The sequence below is a fragment of the Catellatospora sp. KI3 genome (genome assembly GCF_029948125.1).
Classification (GTDB): domain Bacteria; phylum Actinomycetota; class Actinomycetes; order Mycobacteriales; family Micromonosporaceae; genus Catellatospora.
The window spans coordinates 1-18193 of record NZ_JASAMB010000042.1; the positions used below are offsets into that span (position 1 = coordinate 1).

At 72.0% G+C, this 18193-nt stretch carries 14 protein-coding genes and 1 riboswitch; of the genes, 2 read left to right on the plus strand and 12 right to left on the minus strand.

Going from position 1 to position 18193, the window contains the following annotated elements:
• Positions 1–256 precede the first annotated feature (256 nt).
• From QEZ54_RS34885 to QEZ54_RS34910, 6 genes are all read right to left on the minus strand, one after another.
• The gene (locus QEZ54_RS34885) at positions 257–1207 is read right to left on the minus strand and encodes a PfkB family carbohydrate kinase (protein WP_281309055.1); all 951 of its coding nucleotides are present in this window, start codon (positions 1205–1207) and stop codon (positions 257–259) included.
• The gene (locus QEZ54_RS34890; RefSeq protein ID WP_281309056.1) at positions 1204–1785 is read right to left on the minus strand and encodes a bifunctional 4-hydroxy-2-oxoglutarate aldolase/2-dehydro-3-deoxy-phosphogluconate aldolase; all 582 of its coding nucleotides are present in this window, start codon (positions 1783–1785) and stop codon (positions 1204–1206) included. The genes QEZ54_RS34885 and QEZ54_RS34890 overlap by 4 nt, the downstream gene beginning before the upstream one ends.
• A gap of 89 nt (positions 1786–1874) precedes the next feature.
• The gene (locus QEZ54_RS34895; protein WP_281309057.1) at positions 1875–3542 is read right to left on the minus strand and encodes a fibronectin type III domain-containing protein; all 1668 of its coding nucleotides are present in this window, start codon (positions 3540–3542) and stop codon (positions 1875–1877) included.
• Between the two features lie 215 nt (positions 3543–3757).
• Complete coding sequence (locus QEZ54_RS34900) at positions 3758–4603, minus strand: hypothetical protein (protein WP_281309058.1); 846 nt, start codon at positions 4601–4603, stop codon at positions 3758–3760.
• A 229-nt stretch (positions 4604–4832) separates the two neighbouring features.
• Positions 4833–7175, minus strand: a complete 2343-nt coding sequence (locus QEZ54_RS34905) for a glycoside hydrolase family 6 protein (RefSeq protein ID WP_281309059.1) — start codon at positions 7173–7175, stop codon at positions 4833–4835.
• 362 nt (positions 7176–7537) lie between these two features.
• Positions 7538–9592 carry a M4 family metallopeptidase gene (locus QEZ54_RS34910; protein WP_281309060.1) on the minus strand — a complete coding sequence of 685 codons (2055 nt, stop codon included), beginning with the start codon at positions 9590–9592 and terminating at the stop codon, positions 7538–7540.
• Between the two features lie 676 nt (positions 9593–10268).
• Positions 10269–10401: riboswitch (FMN riboswitch) on the plus strand.
• A 220-nt stretch (positions 10402–10621) separates the two neighbouring features.
• Between QEZ54_RS34910 and ribB the strand changes: the two genes are divergently transcribed.
• Positions 10622–11260, plus strand: coding sequence for a 3,4-dihydroxy-2-butanone-4-phosphate synthase (gene ribB / locus QEZ54_RS34915; RefSeq protein WP_281309061.1), 639 nt, complete (start codon positions 10622–10624; stop codon positions 11258–11260).
• Positions 11261–11558: 298 nt separating this feature from the next.
• Entirely contained in the window at positions 11559–12413 is an 855-nt protein-coding gene (locus tag QEZ54_RS34920) for a maleylpyruvate isomerase N-terminal domain-containing protein (RefSeq protein ID WP_281309062.1), read from the plus strand.
• An 18-nt stretch (positions 12414–12431) separates the two neighbouring features.
• Here the strand turns inward: QEZ54_RS34920 and QEZ54_RS34925 are convergent, their stop codons facing one another.
• The 6 genes from QEZ54_RS34925 to QEZ54_RS34950 all read right to left on the minus strand — a co-directional run bounded on the left by QEZ54_RS34925 (position 12432) and on the right by QEZ54_RS34950 (position 18163).
• Positions 12432–13829 (minus strand): trehalose-6-phosphate synthase, encoded by a 1398-nt coding sequence (locus tag QEZ54_RS34925; RefSeq protein WP_281309063.1) that lies wholly within the window; start codon positions 13827–13829, stop codon positions 12432–12434.
• 297 nt (positions 13830–14126) lie between these two features.
• On the minus strand, positions 14127–14954 hold the full coding sequence (locus QEZ54_RS34930; protein WP_281309064.1) for a universal stress protein: 828 nt from the start codon (positions 14952–14954) through the stop codon (positions 14127–14129).
• Positions 14951–15172, minus strand: coding sequence for a hypothetical protein (locus QEZ54_RS34935; protein WP_281309065.1), 222 nt, complete (start codon positions 15170–15172; stop codon positions 14951–14953). Before QEZ54_RS34935 ends, QEZ54_RS34930 begins: the two co-directional genes overlap by 4 nt.
• Before the next feature lie 103 nt (positions 15173–15275).
• Positions 15276–15947 carry a thymidine kinase gene (locus QEZ54_RS34940; protein ID WP_281309066.1) on the minus strand — a complete coding sequence of 224 codons (672 nt, stop codon included), beginning with the start codon at positions 15945–15947 and terminating at the stop codon, positions 15276–15278.
• Between the two features lie 60 nt (positions 15948–16007).
• Entirely contained in the window at positions 16008–17387 is a 1380-nt protein-coding gene (locus QEZ54_RS34945) for an MFS transporter (RefSeq protein WP_281309067.1), read from the minus strand.
• Positions 17384–18163: a glycerophosphodiester phosphodiesterase family protein gene (locus QEZ54_RS34950; protein WP_281309068.1), complete on the minus strand. Its 780-nt coding sequence runs from the start codon at positions 18161–18163 to the stop codon at positions 17384–17386. The genes QEZ54_RS34945 and QEZ54_RS34950 overlap by 4 nt, the downstream gene beginning before the upstream one ends.
• Positions 18164–18193 lie beyond the last annotated feature (30 nt).

Below are 18193 nucleotides of genomic sequence, written 5' to 3' on the forward strand. Positions count from 1 at the left end.
CCTGCCGTCCAGCCTCACGTTCCAACCACAGACGGCGATCACCCACTCAAGATCAGCGCCTACGGTCCCATCCAACCGCCCAGCCCCGCGCCACACCACCGACCGCGGTCACGCACCCGAGCTCATCGCCCCACACCCACCGCCACCACTCCACGATCAGCTCAGCACCGTCCAGCCACCACCCGCCCCACCCCGCGGCAGTCGATCACGGCGCCAGGGTGGCGACACTCCGTCGAACCCGTCCACAAGTTCATGATCAACGGGGTGTCGGGGTGGGGGTGGAGAGGTGGGTGCGGGATTGGGTGAGGGTGGGAATGAGGCCGGTGCCGCCTCGGCCGCCGAGGGCCAGGGAGGCCGCGGCGGAGGCGAGGCGGGCCGCGTCGAGCAGGGGGTCGCCGAGGGCGAGCCGGGCGGTGAGCGTACCGGCGAAGCAGTCCCCGGCCCCGGTGGCGTCGACCACCACCGGCGCCGGCACCACCGGCAGGTCCACGCCGGCGCCCCGGTCGGACACCCGCATGCCGTCCGCGCCCCGGGTCACCACCGCGTACGGCACCCCGAGCCGGTGCACGTGCTCCGCCGCTTCGACCGCGTCGACGCACCCGAACAGGGCGGACGTGTCGGCGGGCGCCGAGGGCAGCGCCACGGTCAGGTCGGGCGCCAGCGCGGCGAACAGCGCGGCGGCGCGCTCGGCGGCGGTGAGCCGGGGACGGAAGTTGGGGTCGTACACCACCTGCCCGCCGGACGCCCGCACCAGCCGCGCGGCCGCGCGCACCGTGCTCGCGCACGACTCGGACAGCCCGGCGACGATGCCGCCGAACAGCAGTGCCTTCGTTGAGCCCAGGACGCCTGGGTCCAGGTCGGACGGGTCGAGGGTGGTCGCGGCGCTGCCCGCGCGCAGGTACGCGAAGCCGCGCACCCCGGCGGGGTCGGCGCCGAGCACGTACCCCCCGGTCTGCCGCCCGGCGACCCGCCGCACCAGCGCGGTGTCCACGCCCCGGGCGGCCAGGAACGCGACCAGCCGGTCGGCGAGTTCGTCGGTGCCGAGCCGGGTCAGCAGCGCGGTGCGGGCGCCGGCCGCCGCGGCGGCGACGGCGGCGTTGAGCGCGTCGCCGGAGAAGCCGAGGGTGAACGTGACCGCCTCGGTCAGCGGCTCGGCCGCGGCGAACTCCAGCAGCGGCTCGCCGATGACCACGACGTCGTAGCTCATGCCGCGCCCAGTTCGTGCCACAGCTGCGGCAGCCGGTCGAGGTCGCTGCCGATGCCGACCGCGATCGCCCCGGCGGCCAGCCACGCGGGCACATCGGCGAGCTTGATGCCGCCGGTGGGCATGACCTGGCTGCCCGCGGGCAGCACCGCCTTGACCGATTTCAGGTAGCTCGGGCCGACCGCGTGTGCGGGGAACAGCTTGGCGATGCCGTACCGCGCGGCCGCGGCGATCTCGCCGGGGGTGAACCCGCCCTCGCACAGCGGCAGGCCGTGCGCGGTGGCGTAGGCCCGCACCTCGGGCACGGGCCACGGGCTGACCAGGAAGTCGGCCCCGGCGGCGCGGGCGGCGCGGGCGTCGTCCTCGGTGCAGACCGTGCCGACCCCCAGGACCGCGCGGGGGTACGACGAACGCAGGCGCCCCAGCGCACCCGCCCAGTCCGGCGTGTTCGCGGTCAGCTCCACCACCGGCAGTCCGGCGTCCAGCAGGGTGCGCGCGACCGCCTCGGCCTCGGCGCCGTCGGCGCGGCGCAGCACCGGCACGACTTTGGCGTGCCGCAGACTTTCCATTAGTGATTCCATCACACGGAACGATAGTCCGTCAGACGGAACCGGGCAATGACAGAGAGGGCGCGACCCCGGCCGGGGTCGCGCCCTCTCCGGACCGGGTGTTACGGGGTGGTGCAGGAGAACACCGTCGGCAGCGTGCTGCTGCCGACCGGGCGGCTGACCTGCACGCCCCAGGTGGTGCTGGCGCCGGGGGCGAGCGCGCCGTTCCAGGCCAGGCTCGCCTCGGTCACCGTCTGGCCGCTGACCACGGCGGCCGCCGGCCACGAGCCCGTGTGGGCCTGGCCGGAGGGCAGGGTCACCGTGGAGTGCCAGCTGTTGATGGTGGCCGAGCCGGTGTTGGTGACGGTCACCGTGAGCACGTACCCGCCGTCCCAGGAGCTCTGCACCGAGCTGGTCGTGGCGCAGCCGCCACCGCCGCCACCGGTGGTGGTGACGTTCACGATGCCGGAGTAGCCGGAACTGCCCGCCGAGTTCGTGGCGCGCACCCGGTACCGGTACGTCGTGTTGGCGGCCAGACCCGAGTCGCTGAACGACGTACCGCTCGGCGTACCCACCTGTGCGAAGCTGGTGCTGGAAGCACCGGTGGCCCGCTCGACCTGGTAGCCGCTGACGGTGCCCGAGGAGGCCGCCCAGCTCAGCGACAGCGACGACGAGGTCACGTTCGACGCGGTCGGCGTGCCTGGGGTACCCGGCACCTGCGTGCCGCCACCCGTGGTGGTGACGTTGACGATGCCGGAGTAGCCGGAGCTGCCCGCCGAGTTGGTCGCGCGGACCCGGTACCGGTACGTCGTGTTGGCGGCCAGACCGGAGTCGCTGAACGACGTACCGCTCGGGTTGCCGACCTGGGTGAAGCTGGTGCTGGACGCACCCGTCGCCCGCTCGACCTGGTAGCCCGAGACCGTGCCGGACGAGGCCGCCCAGCTCAGCGACAGCGACGACGAGGTCACATTCGACGCCGACGGGGTGCCGGGGGTGCCGGGCACCTGGGTGCCGTTGCCGGTGGTGACCGAGGACGAGAACGAGTTCACGGCCAGGCCGACGCCGCCGATCCACGGCTCGAAGCCCGCCTGGACGCTGGTCAGGTACCAGTTGGCGTTGCCGTAGACCGAGCCGCGGGAGAACGTGTCGTTGATGAAGTCTTTCACGTCGAAGCTCAGCGACGTGATCGGCGAGCCGGTGAACAGGTACGACACGACGTTGTTGCCGCCGTTGTTACCGGTCCACACGGCCCAGCTCCGCCCGGCCAGGTTCGCCGTGCCGGTCTGGGAACCGATCGGCTGGACGCTGCCCTGGCGGTTGAACCAGATCATGATCTCGGTGTCCTGGACCCCGCTGACGTTGGTGTCGGCGTTGAGCCAGATGTCGTATGCCGCGTCGTAGGTGCCGCTGGCCGGGTAGGACACGCTGAGGCTGCTCGGGGCGGTGCCGATGGTGCTGATCTGCTTGGGCAGCGGCGAGCTCGGGCTGCAGTTGCTGTAGTGGCAGCCAAGGAAGATCGACGGGTACGACACCGGGGCGCCGGAGGTGTTGCCGACGCCGTCCTGCTGGGTGATCGAGAACCCGTTGGCGGTGGTGTTGATGCACTGGGTGGCGGTGGTGCCCCAGCGGTTGTTCTGGATGACGTAGTTGCCGGCGACCACGGTGCCGTACTGCTCGCAGATGGTCGCCGCGTGCGCGGGCGTCGCGGCGGCCAGGCTGGCGGCGGTGGCGCCGACGGCCAGCAGGACCGCCGAGGCGAACCTGCCGAGCCGGTGTTCGGTGACTCGCATATCACTCCTTGGGCAGGGAGGAGGGATCCGGGTGAAAACGTGGGAGCGCTTCCAGCGGTACCATAGGTCACCTTCGAAGCGCGTGTAAACAGCGACGGGCACCGATGGCACGTTTCGGCCGGGTGTCCGCGCGGCGACGGCCGTGTTGCGTCCGGTCGATCTGGACCGACGCTGCGCGGTCCCGGCAGGCCGGGGCCTCGACGCGGCCGTGGAAGTTACACGGGCTCGGCGGCCGGCGTGCCCACCTCGCCGAAGCGCGCCAGCGCCAGCGCACCGCCGACAGCCAGCACGAACCCGGTCAGCGCCACCGGTACGAAGCCCGGCCGGGCACCGTCGCCGAGCACCAGCACCCCGGTCAGCGCGGGCAGCAGCGTCTCCCCCACCACCATCCCGGCCGTCGCCGTGGTCACCGAGCCGCCCGACAGCGCGCTGGTCCACAGCAGGAACGCCACCAGCCCCGACGCGGCAACCAGGTAGGCCGCGGGCTCGCGCAGCAGGCGGGCCGGGGACAGCTCCGGCAGGGTACGCGCGGCCAGCGCCAGCACGCCGAAGCACAGGCCCGCGCAGGCGCCCATGGCCACCGTACGCAGGCGCGCGGGCAGCCGGCCCGCGGCCGCCCCGAGCAGCCCCAGCCCGGCCAGGCAGCCGCCCAGTGCCAGGTAGAAGCCGCGCGGCACCGCGTGCGCGCCCTCGTGACCGGCCGACACGCCGAGCGCGGCCAGCCCGGCGCAGACCGAGCCGACGGCCAGCCACTCCCAGCGGCCCAGCCGCTCGCGCATCACCACGCTGGCGGCGATCGCGGTGACGGCCAGACTGGACGCCACCGCCGCCTGCACCAGGAACAGCGGCAGCCTGCGCAGCGCCAGCAGTTCGAAGCCGAAGCCGAGCAGGTCCACCAGGGTGCCCGCGATGAACAGCCAGTTGCGCAGGGCGCGCAGCAGCAGCTGCACGTCCGGGCCGCTGGCCGCGGACATCCGGCGCATGCCGACAGCCTGCATCACCGACGCGAGCCCGAAGCAGACAGCCGCCGCCAGCGCCCCGACCAGGCTCACGACCAGCATGAACCTCATGTTTTCACAGGTCGCGGCGCACCTGGCGGCTTTGCACAGGTCTGAGTGCCGCCGGGCGGCGCGCCCAAGTTCCGCCGCCCGGCGGCACCTTTCCCGGCGCCGCGCCGCCCCGCGAGGGCAGCGGCGACGGCCTCTCCGCCGGGCGGGCACTGCCCGGCGGCCGGGGACGGCAGGCCCGCTCTGAGCACCCGCGCGGGCGGGCCTGCCGTACATCTGCCCGCTACGACAGCGGCGGGTAGGCGTTGGCCATCAGCTGCCGGAACTGCGCGGAGAACCAGTGGCCCGACAGCGGGGCGTTGGGCAGCGCGCCGGACATGCTGTTGCCGTTACGGGCGTTGCCCGTGTACGTCGGGTCGCACATCCGGTCGAAGCCCTTGCCCTCGTCGTTGGCGATCTGGCTGCTGGCGCCGTCGGACTCGCCCGGCGGCTTGATCCACACGTACGCGTCGATGCCCGCCGCGGGCGCCGAGCGCGGCCGCTCACCCAGCCCGGCCCCGGCCTGGTTGCACCAGTTGCCCTTGTGGATGCGCCGGTCGATGCGGGAGGCGTCGACGAACGTGTTCAGGTCCGTCGAGGTGCTCGCCGCGGTCGGCCGGGTGGTCTGGATCGGCTGGCACGGGGTCTGCACGCAGCTGCCCCAGCCGTTGCGGGACGTGTCGATCAGCATGCCGATCCCGGCCGGGAAGCCCGCCGTGACCAGGCGCTGCCGGAACGCCTGCGCGAACGCCAGCTCCTCGTTGTAGCGGTTCCAGTCGACCCAGCGGGTCTGGCGCAGCTGCTCGGTCACCGCGCCGACGTACGGCTCGGTCAGCGCCGAGTAGTTGGCCGTGTCGGTGATGAAGCCGTGCACGTTGGCCACGGTGCTGCCGGAGGCGGTCGCGGCCTGGTACATCAGGTTCGCGGTGGGCCCGAAGTTGTCGTCCCAGCCGATCCAGCCGTGGTGGGCGGCGTCGATGTAGTTGTAGACGTTCGGGATCGCGCCCAGCTTGTTCAGGGCGTAGCCGATGCCCTGGACGTAGCCGCCGTTGGCCAGCATGGTGTCGCAGGTGACGGTCGCGGTGGCCCGGCTGCCGGTGTTGGTGATCAGGTTCGGCAGCGAGTCGATCTCGACGATGGTCACGATGCGCAGGTTCGCGTACGCGGGCCGCGCCATGACCGCCGCGATGGCGTCGATGTACTCCGACTTGTAGCGGTTCAGCTCGGACGGGCCGAGCTCGCCGTTGGAGGCCAGCGCGGCGCAGTCGCGACCGGGCAGGTCGTAGATTACGATCTGGATCACCAGCGGCGTCGAGCCGTTGGCCGCGTCCTGGTTGACCGCCTCGTTCAGGTGGTCGACCAGGCCCATGGTGCCCGTGGTCGGGCTGCCGTTGCCCGCGATGGCGCTGATCCGGTCCAGCCATACGCCGGTGGGCTGGTTGGCGATCCGGCTGCCGCCGGGCTCGGCCGCGGCCAGCGCCCGCCACAGCGGGTTGCTGTAGACCCCGGCGCCCTGGTACGGGTTGTCGGCCCGGTTGCAGTTGGGCTGGCAGCCGCCGCCGTCGTTGTCCGACTCGGTGACCGTGGTGGTGGTGCTGCCCGCCGACGAGCTCGCCGCGACCGTGGCGGTGCCGTTGGTGGTGTCGGCGTCCTCGGCGGCCGCGACGGTCACGGTGACGCCGCTGCTCCAGTTCGCCGTGGTCAGCGTGAGGCTGCTCGCCGAGAGGGTGACGTCGGCGTCTCCGGTCTTGCTCAGCGACACCGTGACGTTGCTGGTCGGCGCGGCGCTGAGCTTGTACGTCAGGGTGCCGGTGCCGCCCTCGGCGACCACCAGCGAGCCCGCGCTGACCTGCAGCACCGGGTTGCCGGTGCCGCCGCCGACGGTGAAGCTCACCGCGGCGGAGGTGGTCGACAGGGCGGGGCTGCCGTTGTCCACGGCGGTGGCCGTGGCGCTGTGCACGCCGTTGGCCAGGCCGGGCGCGCTGAAGCTGTACGGCGAGCTGGTGTCGGTGCCGACCAGGTTGCCGTCGACGCGGAACTCGACCCGGGCCACGCCGCTGTTGTCGGTGGCCGTGGCGGCCAGCGGCACGCTGGCCCCGGCGGCGAAGGTCTGCCCCGGGGTGGGGCTGGTCAGGGCGACCGACGGCGGCGTGTTGACCGGGCCGCTGCCCCCGCAGGTGACGCCGTTGACGGTGAAGCTGGTCGGGTTGGTGTTGGTGCCGCTGTAGGAGGCGTTGAACCCGATGCCGACCGAGCCGCCGTTGGCGACCGCGCCGTTGTAGGACAGGCTGGTGGCGGTGACGTTCTGGCCGGACTGGCTGTAGTTGGCCGACCAGCCCTGGATGCCGGTCTGGCTGTTCGGCCAGGTGAACTTCAGCGTCCAGCTGGTCCACGCGTCGCCGGTGTTGCTGATGGTGATGTTGGCGCCGAATCCGCCGCCGTTGTCCCACGCCTTGGCGTAGGTGACCTGGCAGGCGACGGCGGCCTGGGCCGGCGCGCCCGCGGTGGCGACGAAGGCGCCTACCAGCGCGCCCACGCCCAGCAGCGAGAGCAGTCTGCGGCGCAGGTGGTGCACGGATCTGATCACGGAGGACTCCTCGAGCCGGCCCGGACCGGGGTGGTCCGGGCGTTCAAGGGCCCGGCGGTCGAGCGACGGCCGCCACGGCCCCGGAAAGGGAGCACCTGCCTGACCCGGACAGGCCGGTATGTCGCGGCGCCGTCCGGGACGGATCCCGGCGCCCTCGGCACCGCCGCGCAGCCTTCGCGTACGCGGTATCCCAGAGTTTCGCACCAGCGTCTACTTTGAACAATGCCCGTCGATGGCATTGGCATAGATTGTTTGACGGCCAGCCGAATCCCGCCCTTCGGGACGCAAAAGACGCCGGCCACCGCGGCGTACGCGGTGGCCGGCGCCTACCGGCGAGGCTCAGCCCGCCGGTCTGAGCCCCCTCAGCTCAGGGTGAGCGCGGTGTCGTCGATGACGAACGAGGTCTGCAGGGAGGCGTCCTCGGTACCGGTGAACTTCAGTGCCACCGTCGAGCCCGCGTACGCCGACAGGTCGACGGTGCGCAGGGCGTAGCCGGTGTTCTTGTTGAGGTTGGAGTACGACGCCACGGTGGTGCTGCCGGCGGTCAGGGCCAGCTTGTCGTACGCCGTCGTGGTGGTGGTCTCCGCGGTGTCGATGTGCAGGTAGAACGTGAGCGTCGCGCGGCAGCCCGCCGGGATCGCCACCGACTGCGCGAGCGTGTCGGTGTGCGTCGCGCCGTAGCCGTTCAGCCACGCCTTGTACGAGCCGGTGCGGGCCGGCTGGCCCGAGTCGGTCGTGATGACGCCCGAGGTCTGAGTCCAGCTGACCGCACCCGACTCGAAGCCGGGGTTGAGCAGCTTCTGGCCGGAGCAGGTGCCGGTGCCGCCGGTCGGGCTCGGCGCCGGGCTGGCCGTCGGGGACGGGCTGCTGCCGCCGGTGCAGGTCGGGTCGGCCGTCTGCGCCGGGACGCTGACCGCGTTCCAGGCCGCCTTGGTCGCGTTGAACAGGGCGCAGGTGGCGTCCAGGTTCTTGGCCGAGGTCAGCGTCCAGGTGCGGTACTTCAGGTACGAGCTGCTGGACGTCTTCATCAGCATCGCGTTGTACATGATCTTGATGGCGTTCTGGATGCCCACGCCGGTCACGGTGGTGCTGTTGCAGGTCGAGCTGGCCGGCTGCCCGTTGGTCGGGTTCGAGCCCATCGCCAGCAGGTAGAACCAGTGGTTGCCGGGGCCGGCCGCCGCGTGGACCTCCTCGCCCGGGATGCTGCTGGAGTAGCAGTTGTCGTCACCGGCCAGCGACGGGTTGTACATGTAGCGGATCGGGCCGCTGCCGACCAGGTTGATCTCCTCGCCGACCTGGAAGTCCGGCGGGTCGTAGGACGAGGACTCGTTGGCGAACCACTCGGTCGCCGCGCCGAACGTGTCGGCCACGAACTCCTGGGTGTTGCCGTTGGAGATGCCGCCGGGGGTGGTGTCGTCGATGCCGTGGCCCATCTCGTGGCCGACCACGTCCATCGAGCTGATCCAGGCACCGGCGGTGTTCTTGCCGATCTGCACCTGGGTGCCGTCGTAGTACGCGTTCTGGTCGTTGAGGCCGACGCGGATCGGCCACGCGCCGCCCGAGCCGTTCATGCCGTTGCGGCCCAGCCACTGGCTCAGCATCTTGGCCTCGGTCTGCGCGGCGAACAGCGCGTCGACGCAGCCGGTCTCCTTGCTCGTGCCGACCCCGTTGCCCCAGGTGTCGGTCGACTTGCTGAACGTCGTGTTGTTGGCGGCGTCCTGGCAGGGCATGTTGGTGGGCGAGCTGCCCTGCAGCTTGTAGGTGCTGCCCGACAGGGTGGTGCTCAGCGTCACCGGGCCGTTGATGGCGCCGGTGCCGGTGCCCTTGGTGACGTGCTCGCGGGTGCCGAGCACGGTGCCGGCCAGCGCGTCGACGTACACGGTGAGGCGGCTGACGCCCTCGGCGCCGGTGCCGTTGACCGTGGTCGCCCAGGCCAGGCGCGGGCTCGCGCCGAGCGCGTGCACGACCAGCGAGCTGGCCTCGGTGCTGGTCACCGTCTTCAGCTGGGCCTGCGCGGTCTTCACCGCGGCGGCCTGGTTGACCTTCGGCAGCACGCCCAGGCCGGTGATCGCCCGGTCCTGCGCGACCGAGGACGCCTTGAGCGCGCCCGCGCTGTCGGTGACGAGCACGAAGTCGCCGCCGACGACCGGCAGGCCGCGGTAGGTCCGCTCGTACGGGACGTACTGCAGGCCCTCGGACGAGATGACGTTCTTCTGGATGAACGCGTCGTCGGCGCCCGCGTGCAGGTAGGCGGGGCGGGCGGCGACGAGGCTCGCGGCAGAGTTCGCGGCTGCGGCACGAGCCGTCTCAGGGGTTACCGGAGACGCGGCGGCGGGCGTGAACGCCATGGCGGTGGTCCCCGCCAACGCCATCGCCGTGGCCGTGAGGATCGCGCCCACGGCCGAACGTCGTGACATTCTCACTAGTCCCTCTTCCTTGGAGGGTTGGGGTGCACCCTCGTATCCGGACTCAACTTCCGGCGGATACGGCAGTACATGTAGCTACCGCACCCTGTTCGGATTGCCGACCGGGGGGTCCACCGTCCGTTTACATTGGCGAATTCCTATCAATGAACCAACCCGCCGTCAATACCCGGGTACGCCAGTTAACAAGACCGATACGAACGCCCTGGAAAAAGGCATGAAAAAGGGCTGCCGGTCAAATCACGGCAGCTCAGCAACCATATCCACATAGCATCAGGGGTATCTGTGCAGTGTTATGGCCGATCCGCACCGGCGCTCGGCGATCCTTATGGAAAGCCGCGCGCCGGTGCTTCCCCCGGCTTCGACGCAAGCGCCCGGGACCGGATGCCCCCGGCTGCGGGCACCCGATCCCGGGCACGATTCACCCACGAAGCGCGCGCATTCGAATGACCGGTCGGGGAGAGCGGATAATCGTGGCTGGCGCGCTTTTCGGGACGTCTGGGTCAAGGCTGGCAGCAGCGTATGGCCGGACGACGGCGACGATCAACAGGTTGGCCTGGCATTCTGGCGTCAACTTTGCCGCCGGGGCGGGTGTCCGGCTGTGACGTGGACCACCCAGGGTTGCCTTTCCCCTACGCAGTGCGACACCGTCGACCCGACAGTTGGCACCTTGCGTACTCCGGGGTCGGTGAAACTCCGAACCGGCGGTCACAGTCCGCGAACCCGCACCTCGACGAGGGGCGGGCCGATCCGGTGGAACTCCGGAACCGACGGTGAAAGTCCGGATGAGAGGTAGTACGCGGCAGGCCGCTGCCGAGCTGCGCGCTGCCCGTGCGCCGCCCGGCTGCCGCCTGTCACCCGGATCTGCGGGCGCGCGACAGCCGCGGGAGCGATCCGGTGTCCCGCCCCCGCCGCCGCGCGTTGACGGATCAGCCCGCGTGCGCGCACGCGGGCTACCGCCGTCATGCCTTCGGTACGACGACGGGGCGACCATGCCCCGTCCGACGCCAGAGGAGACAGGACATGTCACACGCCGTACTCGACCCCGCCGCCGCGACCGGCAGCGCCGTCGACCGCGCCCTCGAAGTATTCGCCCAGGGCGGGTTCGTGCTGGTCTTCGACCGCGAGTCGCGCGAGAACGAGGGCGATCTGATGATCGCCGCCGAGCACCTGGACGAGGCCGCGCTGCGGTTCATGCTCGACCACACCGCCGGGGTGGTCTGCGTGGCCGTCACGCCCGAGATCGCCGACCGGCTGAACCTGCACCCGATGGTCGAGCCGAACACCGGCCTGCACGACACCGCGTTCACGGTCTCGGTAGACCTGGCCGCGGGCACCACCACCGGCATCTCGGTGGGCGACCGGACCCTGACCATCCGCGCCCTGGCCGACGCCACGACCCGGCCGCAGGACCTGGCCCGGCCGGGTCACGTCTTCCCGATCCGGGCCGTCGAGGGCGGGGTGCTGGCCCGCGACGGGCACACCGAGGCCGGGGTGGACCTGTCGCTGCTGTGCGGGCTGTCCGGGGCCACGGCGATCTGCGAGGTGGTCCGGCCCGACTGGTCCATGGCCCGCCTCGACGACCTGGTCGCGCTCGCGGAGCGCTTCGAGCTGCCCATGATCTCCGTGCAGGACCTCATCGACCACCGCCGCCGCGCCTGACCCCGGCCGCCCGGCACCGGCTCGCAGCAGCCCGCAGCCCCTCACCCGCTGCGGCGCGGGGCACTTAGCATCGACAGTGGCCTATCTGGAGCAATGACGCGCCGAATCCGTCTTCTAGATAGGCCACCGTCGATCGCGAGGAGGCGGGGCGGGGGGCGGGGCGGGGCGGGGGCGGGGCGGGGGGCGGGGCGGGGGCGGGGCGGGGGCGGTGCGGACTGGGTGGAGTGGAGCGGACGGGGCTCAGGTGCGCACGGGAGCGTATCCACGGGGGCGGGGGCGGGATTCCATCATGGACAGCATGCCGACCGTGCCCGTCGATCCTGCCCAGTGGGAGCTGGCCCGCCGCGCCCTGCCCGCGGCGGTCGAGCGCGTCATCGCCCTGGCCGAGGCCCACCCGCCGCAGACCATGGTCACCGCGGACTGGACCGTCGCGGACACCATGGCGCATCTGGTCAGCCTGATGCGGCTGGACGACGCCCTGGTCCGGGGCCAGTCCCCCGACGAGCTGATGCCGGGCGCGCTGGCGCTGGTCGACGCCACCAACGTCGACACCGTCACCGAGGTCAACCGCGCGGTGCTGGCGCACTTCCCGGACCGCGACGTCGCCGCGTCCGGCCGCGAGCTGCGCGAGTCGACGGCGAGCCTGCTCCGGGCGGTCGACCGGGCCGACCCGGCCGCGCAGGTGAGCTGGCTCGGCGCGTCCCGGCTGTCGATCGCGGGCCTGCTCGCGCACATGGTCAACGAGCTGGTGATCCACGGCTGGGACATCGCGAGGGCGACGCGTGCGCCGTGGCCGATGGACCCGCAGGCGGCGGGGCTGTTCTTCGACCTGTTCATCGTCGGCGTGACCAAGGCCGGCTACGGCGGCCTGCTCGAGCACGGCGCCCCGGTGCGCCCCGGCCGGATCGCCGTGGACTTCCGCTCGGACTACACCACGCCCGCGATGCTGGTGCTCACCGACGGGTACGTCACGGTCGAGGAGCCGGACCCGCGCGCCGACGTCCGGCTCACCTTCGACCCGCCGACGCTGAACCTGATGCTGTTCGGGCGGGTCAGCAAGCCCCGGGCAGCGCTGACCGGCAAGGTCAGGCTCGGTGGCCGCCGCCCGTGGCTGCTGCCTGCCTTCATGCGCACGATGCACCTGCCGTCCTGAGTCCGGCCGGCGCGCGGGTCACCGGTCGGCGCAGGCCGCCGCGAGTGCGGTCAGGTACGACCGGGCCCAGGCCTGTATGTCGTGCTCGCGCAGGTGCGCGCGCATCTGGGCCATGGCCTCGTTGGGCTCGGCGGCGTCTGCCTCCAGCGCCTCGATCAGCGTGTCCTTGAGCCCCTCCACGTCGTGCGGGTTGACCAGGTACGCCTGGGTCAGCTCCGCGGCGGCCCCGGCGAACTCGCTGAGCAGCAGCGACCCGCTCTCGTCGACGCGGGCGGCGACGAACTCCTTGGCCACGAGGTTCATGCCGTCGCGCAGCGGGGTGACCGCCATGACGTCGGCGGCGCGGTAGAGCGCGGCCAGTTCGGTGCGGTCGAAGACCTGGCTGAGGTAGTGCACGGCCGCCACGCCGAGCCGGCCGAAGTCGCCGTTGATCCGGCCCACCTCGCGCTCGACCCGGTCGCGCAGCTGGCGGTACTGCTCGACGCGCTCGCGGCTGGGCACGGCGACCTGCACCAGCACCGTCTCGGGTGCCTTGAGCCGCCCGTCGGCCAGCAGCTCCCGGTACGCCTTGAGCCGGTGCTCGATGCCCTTGGTGTAGTCGAGCCGGTCGACGCTGAGGATCACCCGCTGCGGGCTGCCCAGGTCCGACCGCAGCTTGGCGGCCTGGCGCACGACGTCCTCGCGGCGGGCCAGCGCCTCCATCTCGGCGGTGTCGATCGACACCGGGAACGCCCCGGTGCGGGCGGTGCGCCCGTCGATCTCCACCCCGCGCTCGTTGATCCCCACGCCGAGCACCTTGGCGGCGAGCTGGTGGAAGTTGTGCACGGCGTGGGCGCGCTGGAAGCCGACCAGGTCCGCGCCGAGCATGCCGCGCAGCAGTTCGGCGCGGCGCGGCAGCTGCATGAACAGCTCCGGCGGCGGGAACGGCACGTGCAGGAAGAAGCCGATGCGCAGGTCGGGCCGCTGGGCGCGCAGCATCGCGGGCACCAGCTGCAGGTGGTAGTCCTGCACCCAGACGACCGCGCCGTGGGCGGCGACCCGGGCGGCGGTGTCGGCGTAGCGCTGGTTGACCCGCTGGTACGCCTCCCACCAGCGGCGGTGGTGCACGGCCGGCTCGACGGCGTCGTGGTAGAGGGGCCACAGGGTCGAGTTGGCGAATCCCTCGTAGTGGTCCCGGAAGTCCTCCTCGGACAGCTCGACGGGGACCATGTGCACCCCGTCGACGTCGGGCAGGTCGGGGCTGGGGCCACGGGTGCCGCTCCAGCCGATCCAGGTGGCGGGCTTGTTGCTCAGTACGGGGTGCAGTGCGCCGCCCAGCCCGCCGGGGCTGCGGCGCCACTCGAAGACCCCCTCGGAGGCGGCGGCGTCGTTGACGGGAAGGCGGCTGGCGACCACGACGAGCGAGGCGTCCCGCATCGGATGCCCCCCTTTCGGTGCTTTCGCTGATTTGAGAAGGTTCGCACGACTGTGTATCAATGACCGAGTCCAGCGAACTTGTATCAACCAAAAGTTACGAGGCGGTTACAGCTAGCACATACTTTCACGTGGGGCACGCCTTCGTGTAGCAGCCGTTGGGACAGTTCGCCATACCCCGGTGAGGGTGCTGCTACACAGTGGACCTACGGATCTGCCGGCTCCGATGCTTGTGGCCCGGCGGCAGGGCGTGGGTACTCCACCATACGCCCCGCCGCCAGGCGGTCACAGCAGGTGGTGTCAGTTGGGGACTGTCGCGATGGGACGGTGCCAGTCGCGCAGCAGCTCCCTCGGCACCGGCCACGACGGTGACCAGCGGCTGTCCGGCCCGCCCAGCACCAGCAGCCGGGCCTGGGCCAGCACCGGCACGTGCGCGGCCCGGTCGTCACCACCGAGGGTGACCTGCCTCACAGCCACCTCCGGGTGCTCGGCGGCGGTGGCGCGCACCGCCCCGGAGAAGGCGTCGGCGCTGCCCCGGTCGTGCCACACCCCGCAGGCCAGCACGTCCACGCCGTACGCGGCCGCCTCCTCGAACGCGAAGGACAGGGCCGAGCCCGGGACCTGCGTCCCGGCCGCGGCCACCACCACCGGAGCCGCACCGGACTCCCCCGCCAGCGACGGCACCGCGGCGTTGGCCGACAGCACCGGGCGGCCGGCCTTACGGGCCAGGCCCACCCCGGCGGCGCGGCGCGACGGCAGCGCCGACCGCTTCCCGGCCCCGCCGACCACCACCATCGCGGCGGACGGGGCGGCCCCGGACAGCGCCTGCGGCAGCGAGCTGCGGGTGTCCCGCAGCCGCACCTCGACCTGCGGGAACCGCTGCCGGACGGCGTCGGCCGCCGCCTGCGCGGCCTGCTCGTCGTCGTTGGCCGAGTGCCAGAACGACGCCGGGTAGGGCGCCATCGAGGTGGGGTGGGTCCAGGCCATCGGGTCGCGCCGGTAGAGCAGGCACAGCGGCAGGTCCCGCGCGGCGGCCTCGGCTGCCGCGAGCTCCAGCGCGGAGTGCCCCGCGCGGGTGCCGTCGTAGCCGACCAGTACCGGCGGCTTGGTCATGGTGTTCGTCGTCATCGTGATACCCCCGAATCCGGCGCGGTCGGGGCCCGGTGCGACCAGGCCGCGACCGCGTCCACGACGTCGGTCTCGAATTGCTCGGCCAGCCCGCGCGCGATCTCGTCCTGACCGCGGGACAACGCCCGGTTGACCCGGTCGACGTACGCGGCGCGCAGCTGCGCCAGTGCGGGCATCATCGCCCGATCCAGCTCAGACAACTGTGGGTAGTCATCCATGAGCCCAGCGTGAGCAACCGACGTTACCCCCGGATTACCGGCCGCGCAGCGGCTGGATAACGGCCGTCACACCGACCGCGGGGTCGCCGCGCGGAGGGCGTGATCAGCGGCCCAGATCGCCGGAACGGTAGTGGCGGCGGCACAGCACCTGGTACCGCACCTCAGCCGGGTCGGCCGCGGCCGTGTCCCCGATCACCACCTGCGCGCCCTCGCGCGCCACCACGCCGTCGACGATGCGCGCGTTGAGCAGCCCCTCGCGCCCGCACCAGCACAGCACCTCGACCTGCAGCCGGTGCACCTCGTCGGCCAGCTCGAACAGCCGCTGCGCGGCCGGGAACAGGTGCGAGCGGAAGTCCGAGGCCAGGCCGAAGGCGTACACGTCGACGTCGTAGCCGTCGACCAGGTCGGCCAGCTGCTCGATCTGGGCGACCGTGTAGAAGCAGGCCTCGTCGCAGATCAGGTAGTCGATGCGGGCGCCGGTCGACCACTCCTTGCGCACCAGCGCGACCAGGTCCAGGTCGTCGGTCACCTCGACGGCGGTGTGCGCGAGCCCGATCCGGGTGGTGACCTGCGGCCCCATCGACCGGTCGTTGCGGGTCAGCACCAGGCCGCGGCGGCCCTGGCGGCCGTGGTTGTGGTCCATCTGCAGCGCCAGGGTCGACTTGCCGCAGTCCATCGGGCCCCAGAAGAACTTCAGGGCGGCGCCGTGGCGCAGCCGACCGTCACCGGCGGCGTTGCACTGCGGGGCGGGGGCTGGCGCGTCGGCAGAGGTCACGGTGGGGCAGCCTAACGGCTGGCCCACCGTGACCGGGAATCCATGCATGCAGGTGCAGCGCTACAGGCGTGTCGGGGGTACGTTGCCCGCTTGCTCGATGGCCCGGCGCATGGGCACCTTGAGCAGCAGCACGAAGCCGAGCGCGAAGAACAGGATCAGCGAGAAGATCGCGACGCGGTAGCTGCCGGTGATGTCGTACGCGGCGCCGAAGACCAGCGGGCCGAGCCAGCTGGTGCCCTTGTCGGAGATCTCGTAGAAGCCGAAGTACTCGCCCTCCTTGCCTTTCGGGATGAGCTGGCTGAACAGCGAGCGGCTCAGCGCCTGGCTGCCGCCGAGCACGATGCCGATCGCCCCGCCCAGCGCGATGAACGGCACCGCCTGCCCGGTCGGCAGGAAGTACGCCGCGATCACGATCACGGTCCAGCCGACGAGGCTGCCCAGCACCGTCTTCCACGCCCCGAACCGCTTGGCCAGCCGGCCCAGCAGCATCGCGCCGCCGAACGCCAGGAACTGCACCATCAGGATCGTCGGCATCAGCGTCGCGTTGTCGAAGCCCAGCTCCTTCGAGCCGTAGGTGCCCGCCATCGCGATCACGGTCTGGATGCCGTCGTTGTAGATCAGGAACGCGACCAGGAAGAACAGCGTCAGCGGGTACGCCCGCATGCCGCGCAGCGTGTGGCCGAGCTGCCGGAAGCCGTCGATCAGCACCGGTCCCCGGGCCGTGCCCGCCACCACCGGCCGGTTGCGCAGCCACAGCAGCGGGAACGTGGTGAACAGCGCCCACCACACACCCGCCGACACCAGCGACCAGCGGGCGATGTCGGCTTCGTTGTCCTTGCCGCCGAGCAGCACCGCGACCACGTTGAGCAGCAGCAGCAGGCCGCCGCCGAGGTAGCCGAAGGCCCAGCCCCGGCTGGAGACCGCGTCGCGGTCCTCCTCGCTGGAGATCTGCGGCAGGAACGAGTTGTAGACGACCACGCTGGCGCCGAACGACAGGTTCGCGATCAGGAACAGCGCGGCACCCAGCTGGTACCGGTCGCCGGTGAGGAACACGAGTCCGCAGGTGGCACCCGCCCCGATGTAGGCGAACACCGCCAGCCACGCCTTCTTGCGGGCGGCCCGGTCCGCGATCGCGCCGACCACCGGCAGCAGCAGGACCTGCAGGATGACCGAGAGCGAGGTCGTGTACGCGAACAGCGACCCGGCCTTGAACGACAGGCCCAGCAGGTGCACGTCGCCCGCCGCGTCCGCCCCGTTGTCGGCGATCCCGCCCAGGTACGGCCCGAGGAACGCGGTCACCACGGTGGTGGAGAAGGCGGAGTTGGCCCAGTCGTAGAAGTACCAGCCGGTGCGCTCGCGCTTGGTGCTCTCGCCGTAGCCCGCGGTGTCGGCGTCGGCGGTGGGGGTCTCGGGCGGGGGTGCGCTGAGATCAGCGGTCATTGCTGGTCCTTCCACAGGCCGCGGTGGGCGAAGACTTCGCGTAGCACGTCGATGCGATCGGTCATGATGCCATCAACCCCGAGATCAAGTAACCCGGCCATCTCGGCAGGATCGTCGATCGTCCAGACGTGCACCTGAAGTCCCAGGCGGTGGGCGTACGCCACGAATCTGCGGTCGACCACCCGGACCCGGCCGAACCGCACCGGGACCTGCGCCGCGACCGCCGCCTGCGGCAGCCGCAGCCGGCCGCCGTAGCGCGAGGCCAGCCACAGCCGGGCCGTCTCCTTCTGCGCCAGCGACGTCGCGTACGCCGGGCCGGCCAGCTCCCGCACCCGCCGCAGCCGCGCGTCGGAGAACGAGGCCAGCAGCACCTGGTCCGGGGTGGCCCGCCGGTGCACCGCGGCGACCGTGGGCTCGACCGCGCGGTCGTCCTTGACGTCGATGTTGAACCGGACCTCCGGCCACGCGTCGAGCACCTCGTCCAGCCGGGGCACCGCCGCCGCCCCGCCGACCCGCACCGAGGCCAGGTCGCGCCAGCTCACATCCGCGACCGCGAGCGGCTCACCGGCGACCCGGCGCAGGTCCGAGTCGTGCAGCACCACCGCCACCCCGTCGCGGGTGGCGTGCACGTCGGTCTCGACATAGCGGTATCCGGCGGCCACCGAACGGGCGAACGCGTCGGCGGTGTTCTCGTCCCCCTCGGCGGCGCCACCCCGGTGGGCGAACGCCAACGGCGGTTGCGCGAGGTACGGATGCAGGGTGCGCGGCGTCTCCATCCGCGGAAGCATGCCACCACCGAATGCGTC

Coding starts and splice junctions, on each gene's coding strand:
- QEZ54_RS34890 (WP_281309056.1), bottom strand. CDS start 1,785: ATGGAATCACTAATGGAAAGTCTGCGGCACGCCAAAGTCGTGCCGGTG.
- QEZ54_RS34935 (WP_281309065.1), bottom strand. CDS start 15,172: ATGGATGACTACCCACAGTTGTCTGAGCTGGATCGGGCGATGATGCCC.
- QEZ54_RS34900 (WP_281309058.1), bottom strand. CDS start 4,603: ATGCTGGTCGTGAGCCTGGTCGGGGCGCTGGCGGCGGCTGTCTGCTTC.
- QEZ54_RS34885 (WP_281309055.1), bottom strand. CDS start 1,207: ATGAGCTACGACGTCGTGGTCATCGGCGAGCCGCTGCTGGAGTTCGCC.
- ribB (WP_281309061.1), top strand. CDS start 10,622: ATGTCACACGCCGTACTCGACCCCGCCGCCGCGACCGGCAGCGCCGTC.
- QEZ54_RS34925 (WP_281309063.1), bottom strand. CDS start 13,829: ATGCGGGACGCCTCGCTCGTCGTGGTCGCCAGCCGCCTTCCCGTCAAC.
- QEZ54_RS34910 (WP_281309060.1), bottom strand. CDS start 9,592: ATGTCACGACGTTCGGCCGTGGGCGCGATCCTCACGGCCACGGCGATG.
- QEZ54_RS34950 (WP_281309068.1), bottom strand. CDS start 18,163: ATGGAGACGCCGCGCACCCTGCATCCGTACCTCGCGCAACCGCCGTTG.
- QEZ54_RS34930 (WP_281309064.1), bottom strand. CDS start 14,954: ATGACGACGAACACCATGACCAAGCCGCCGGTACTGGTCGGCTACGAC.
- QEZ54_RS34920 (WP_281309062.1), top strand. CDS start 11,559: ATGCCGACCGTGCCCGTCGATCCTGCCCAGTGGGAGCTGGCCCGCCGC.
- QEZ54_RS34945 (WP_281309067.1), bottom strand. CDS start 17,387: ATGACCGCTGATCTCAGCGCACCCCCGCCCGAGACCCCCACCGCCGAC.
- QEZ54_RS34895 (WP_281309057.1), bottom strand. CDS start 3,542: ATGCGAGTCACCGAACACCGGCTCGGCAGGTTCGCCTCGGCGGTCCTG.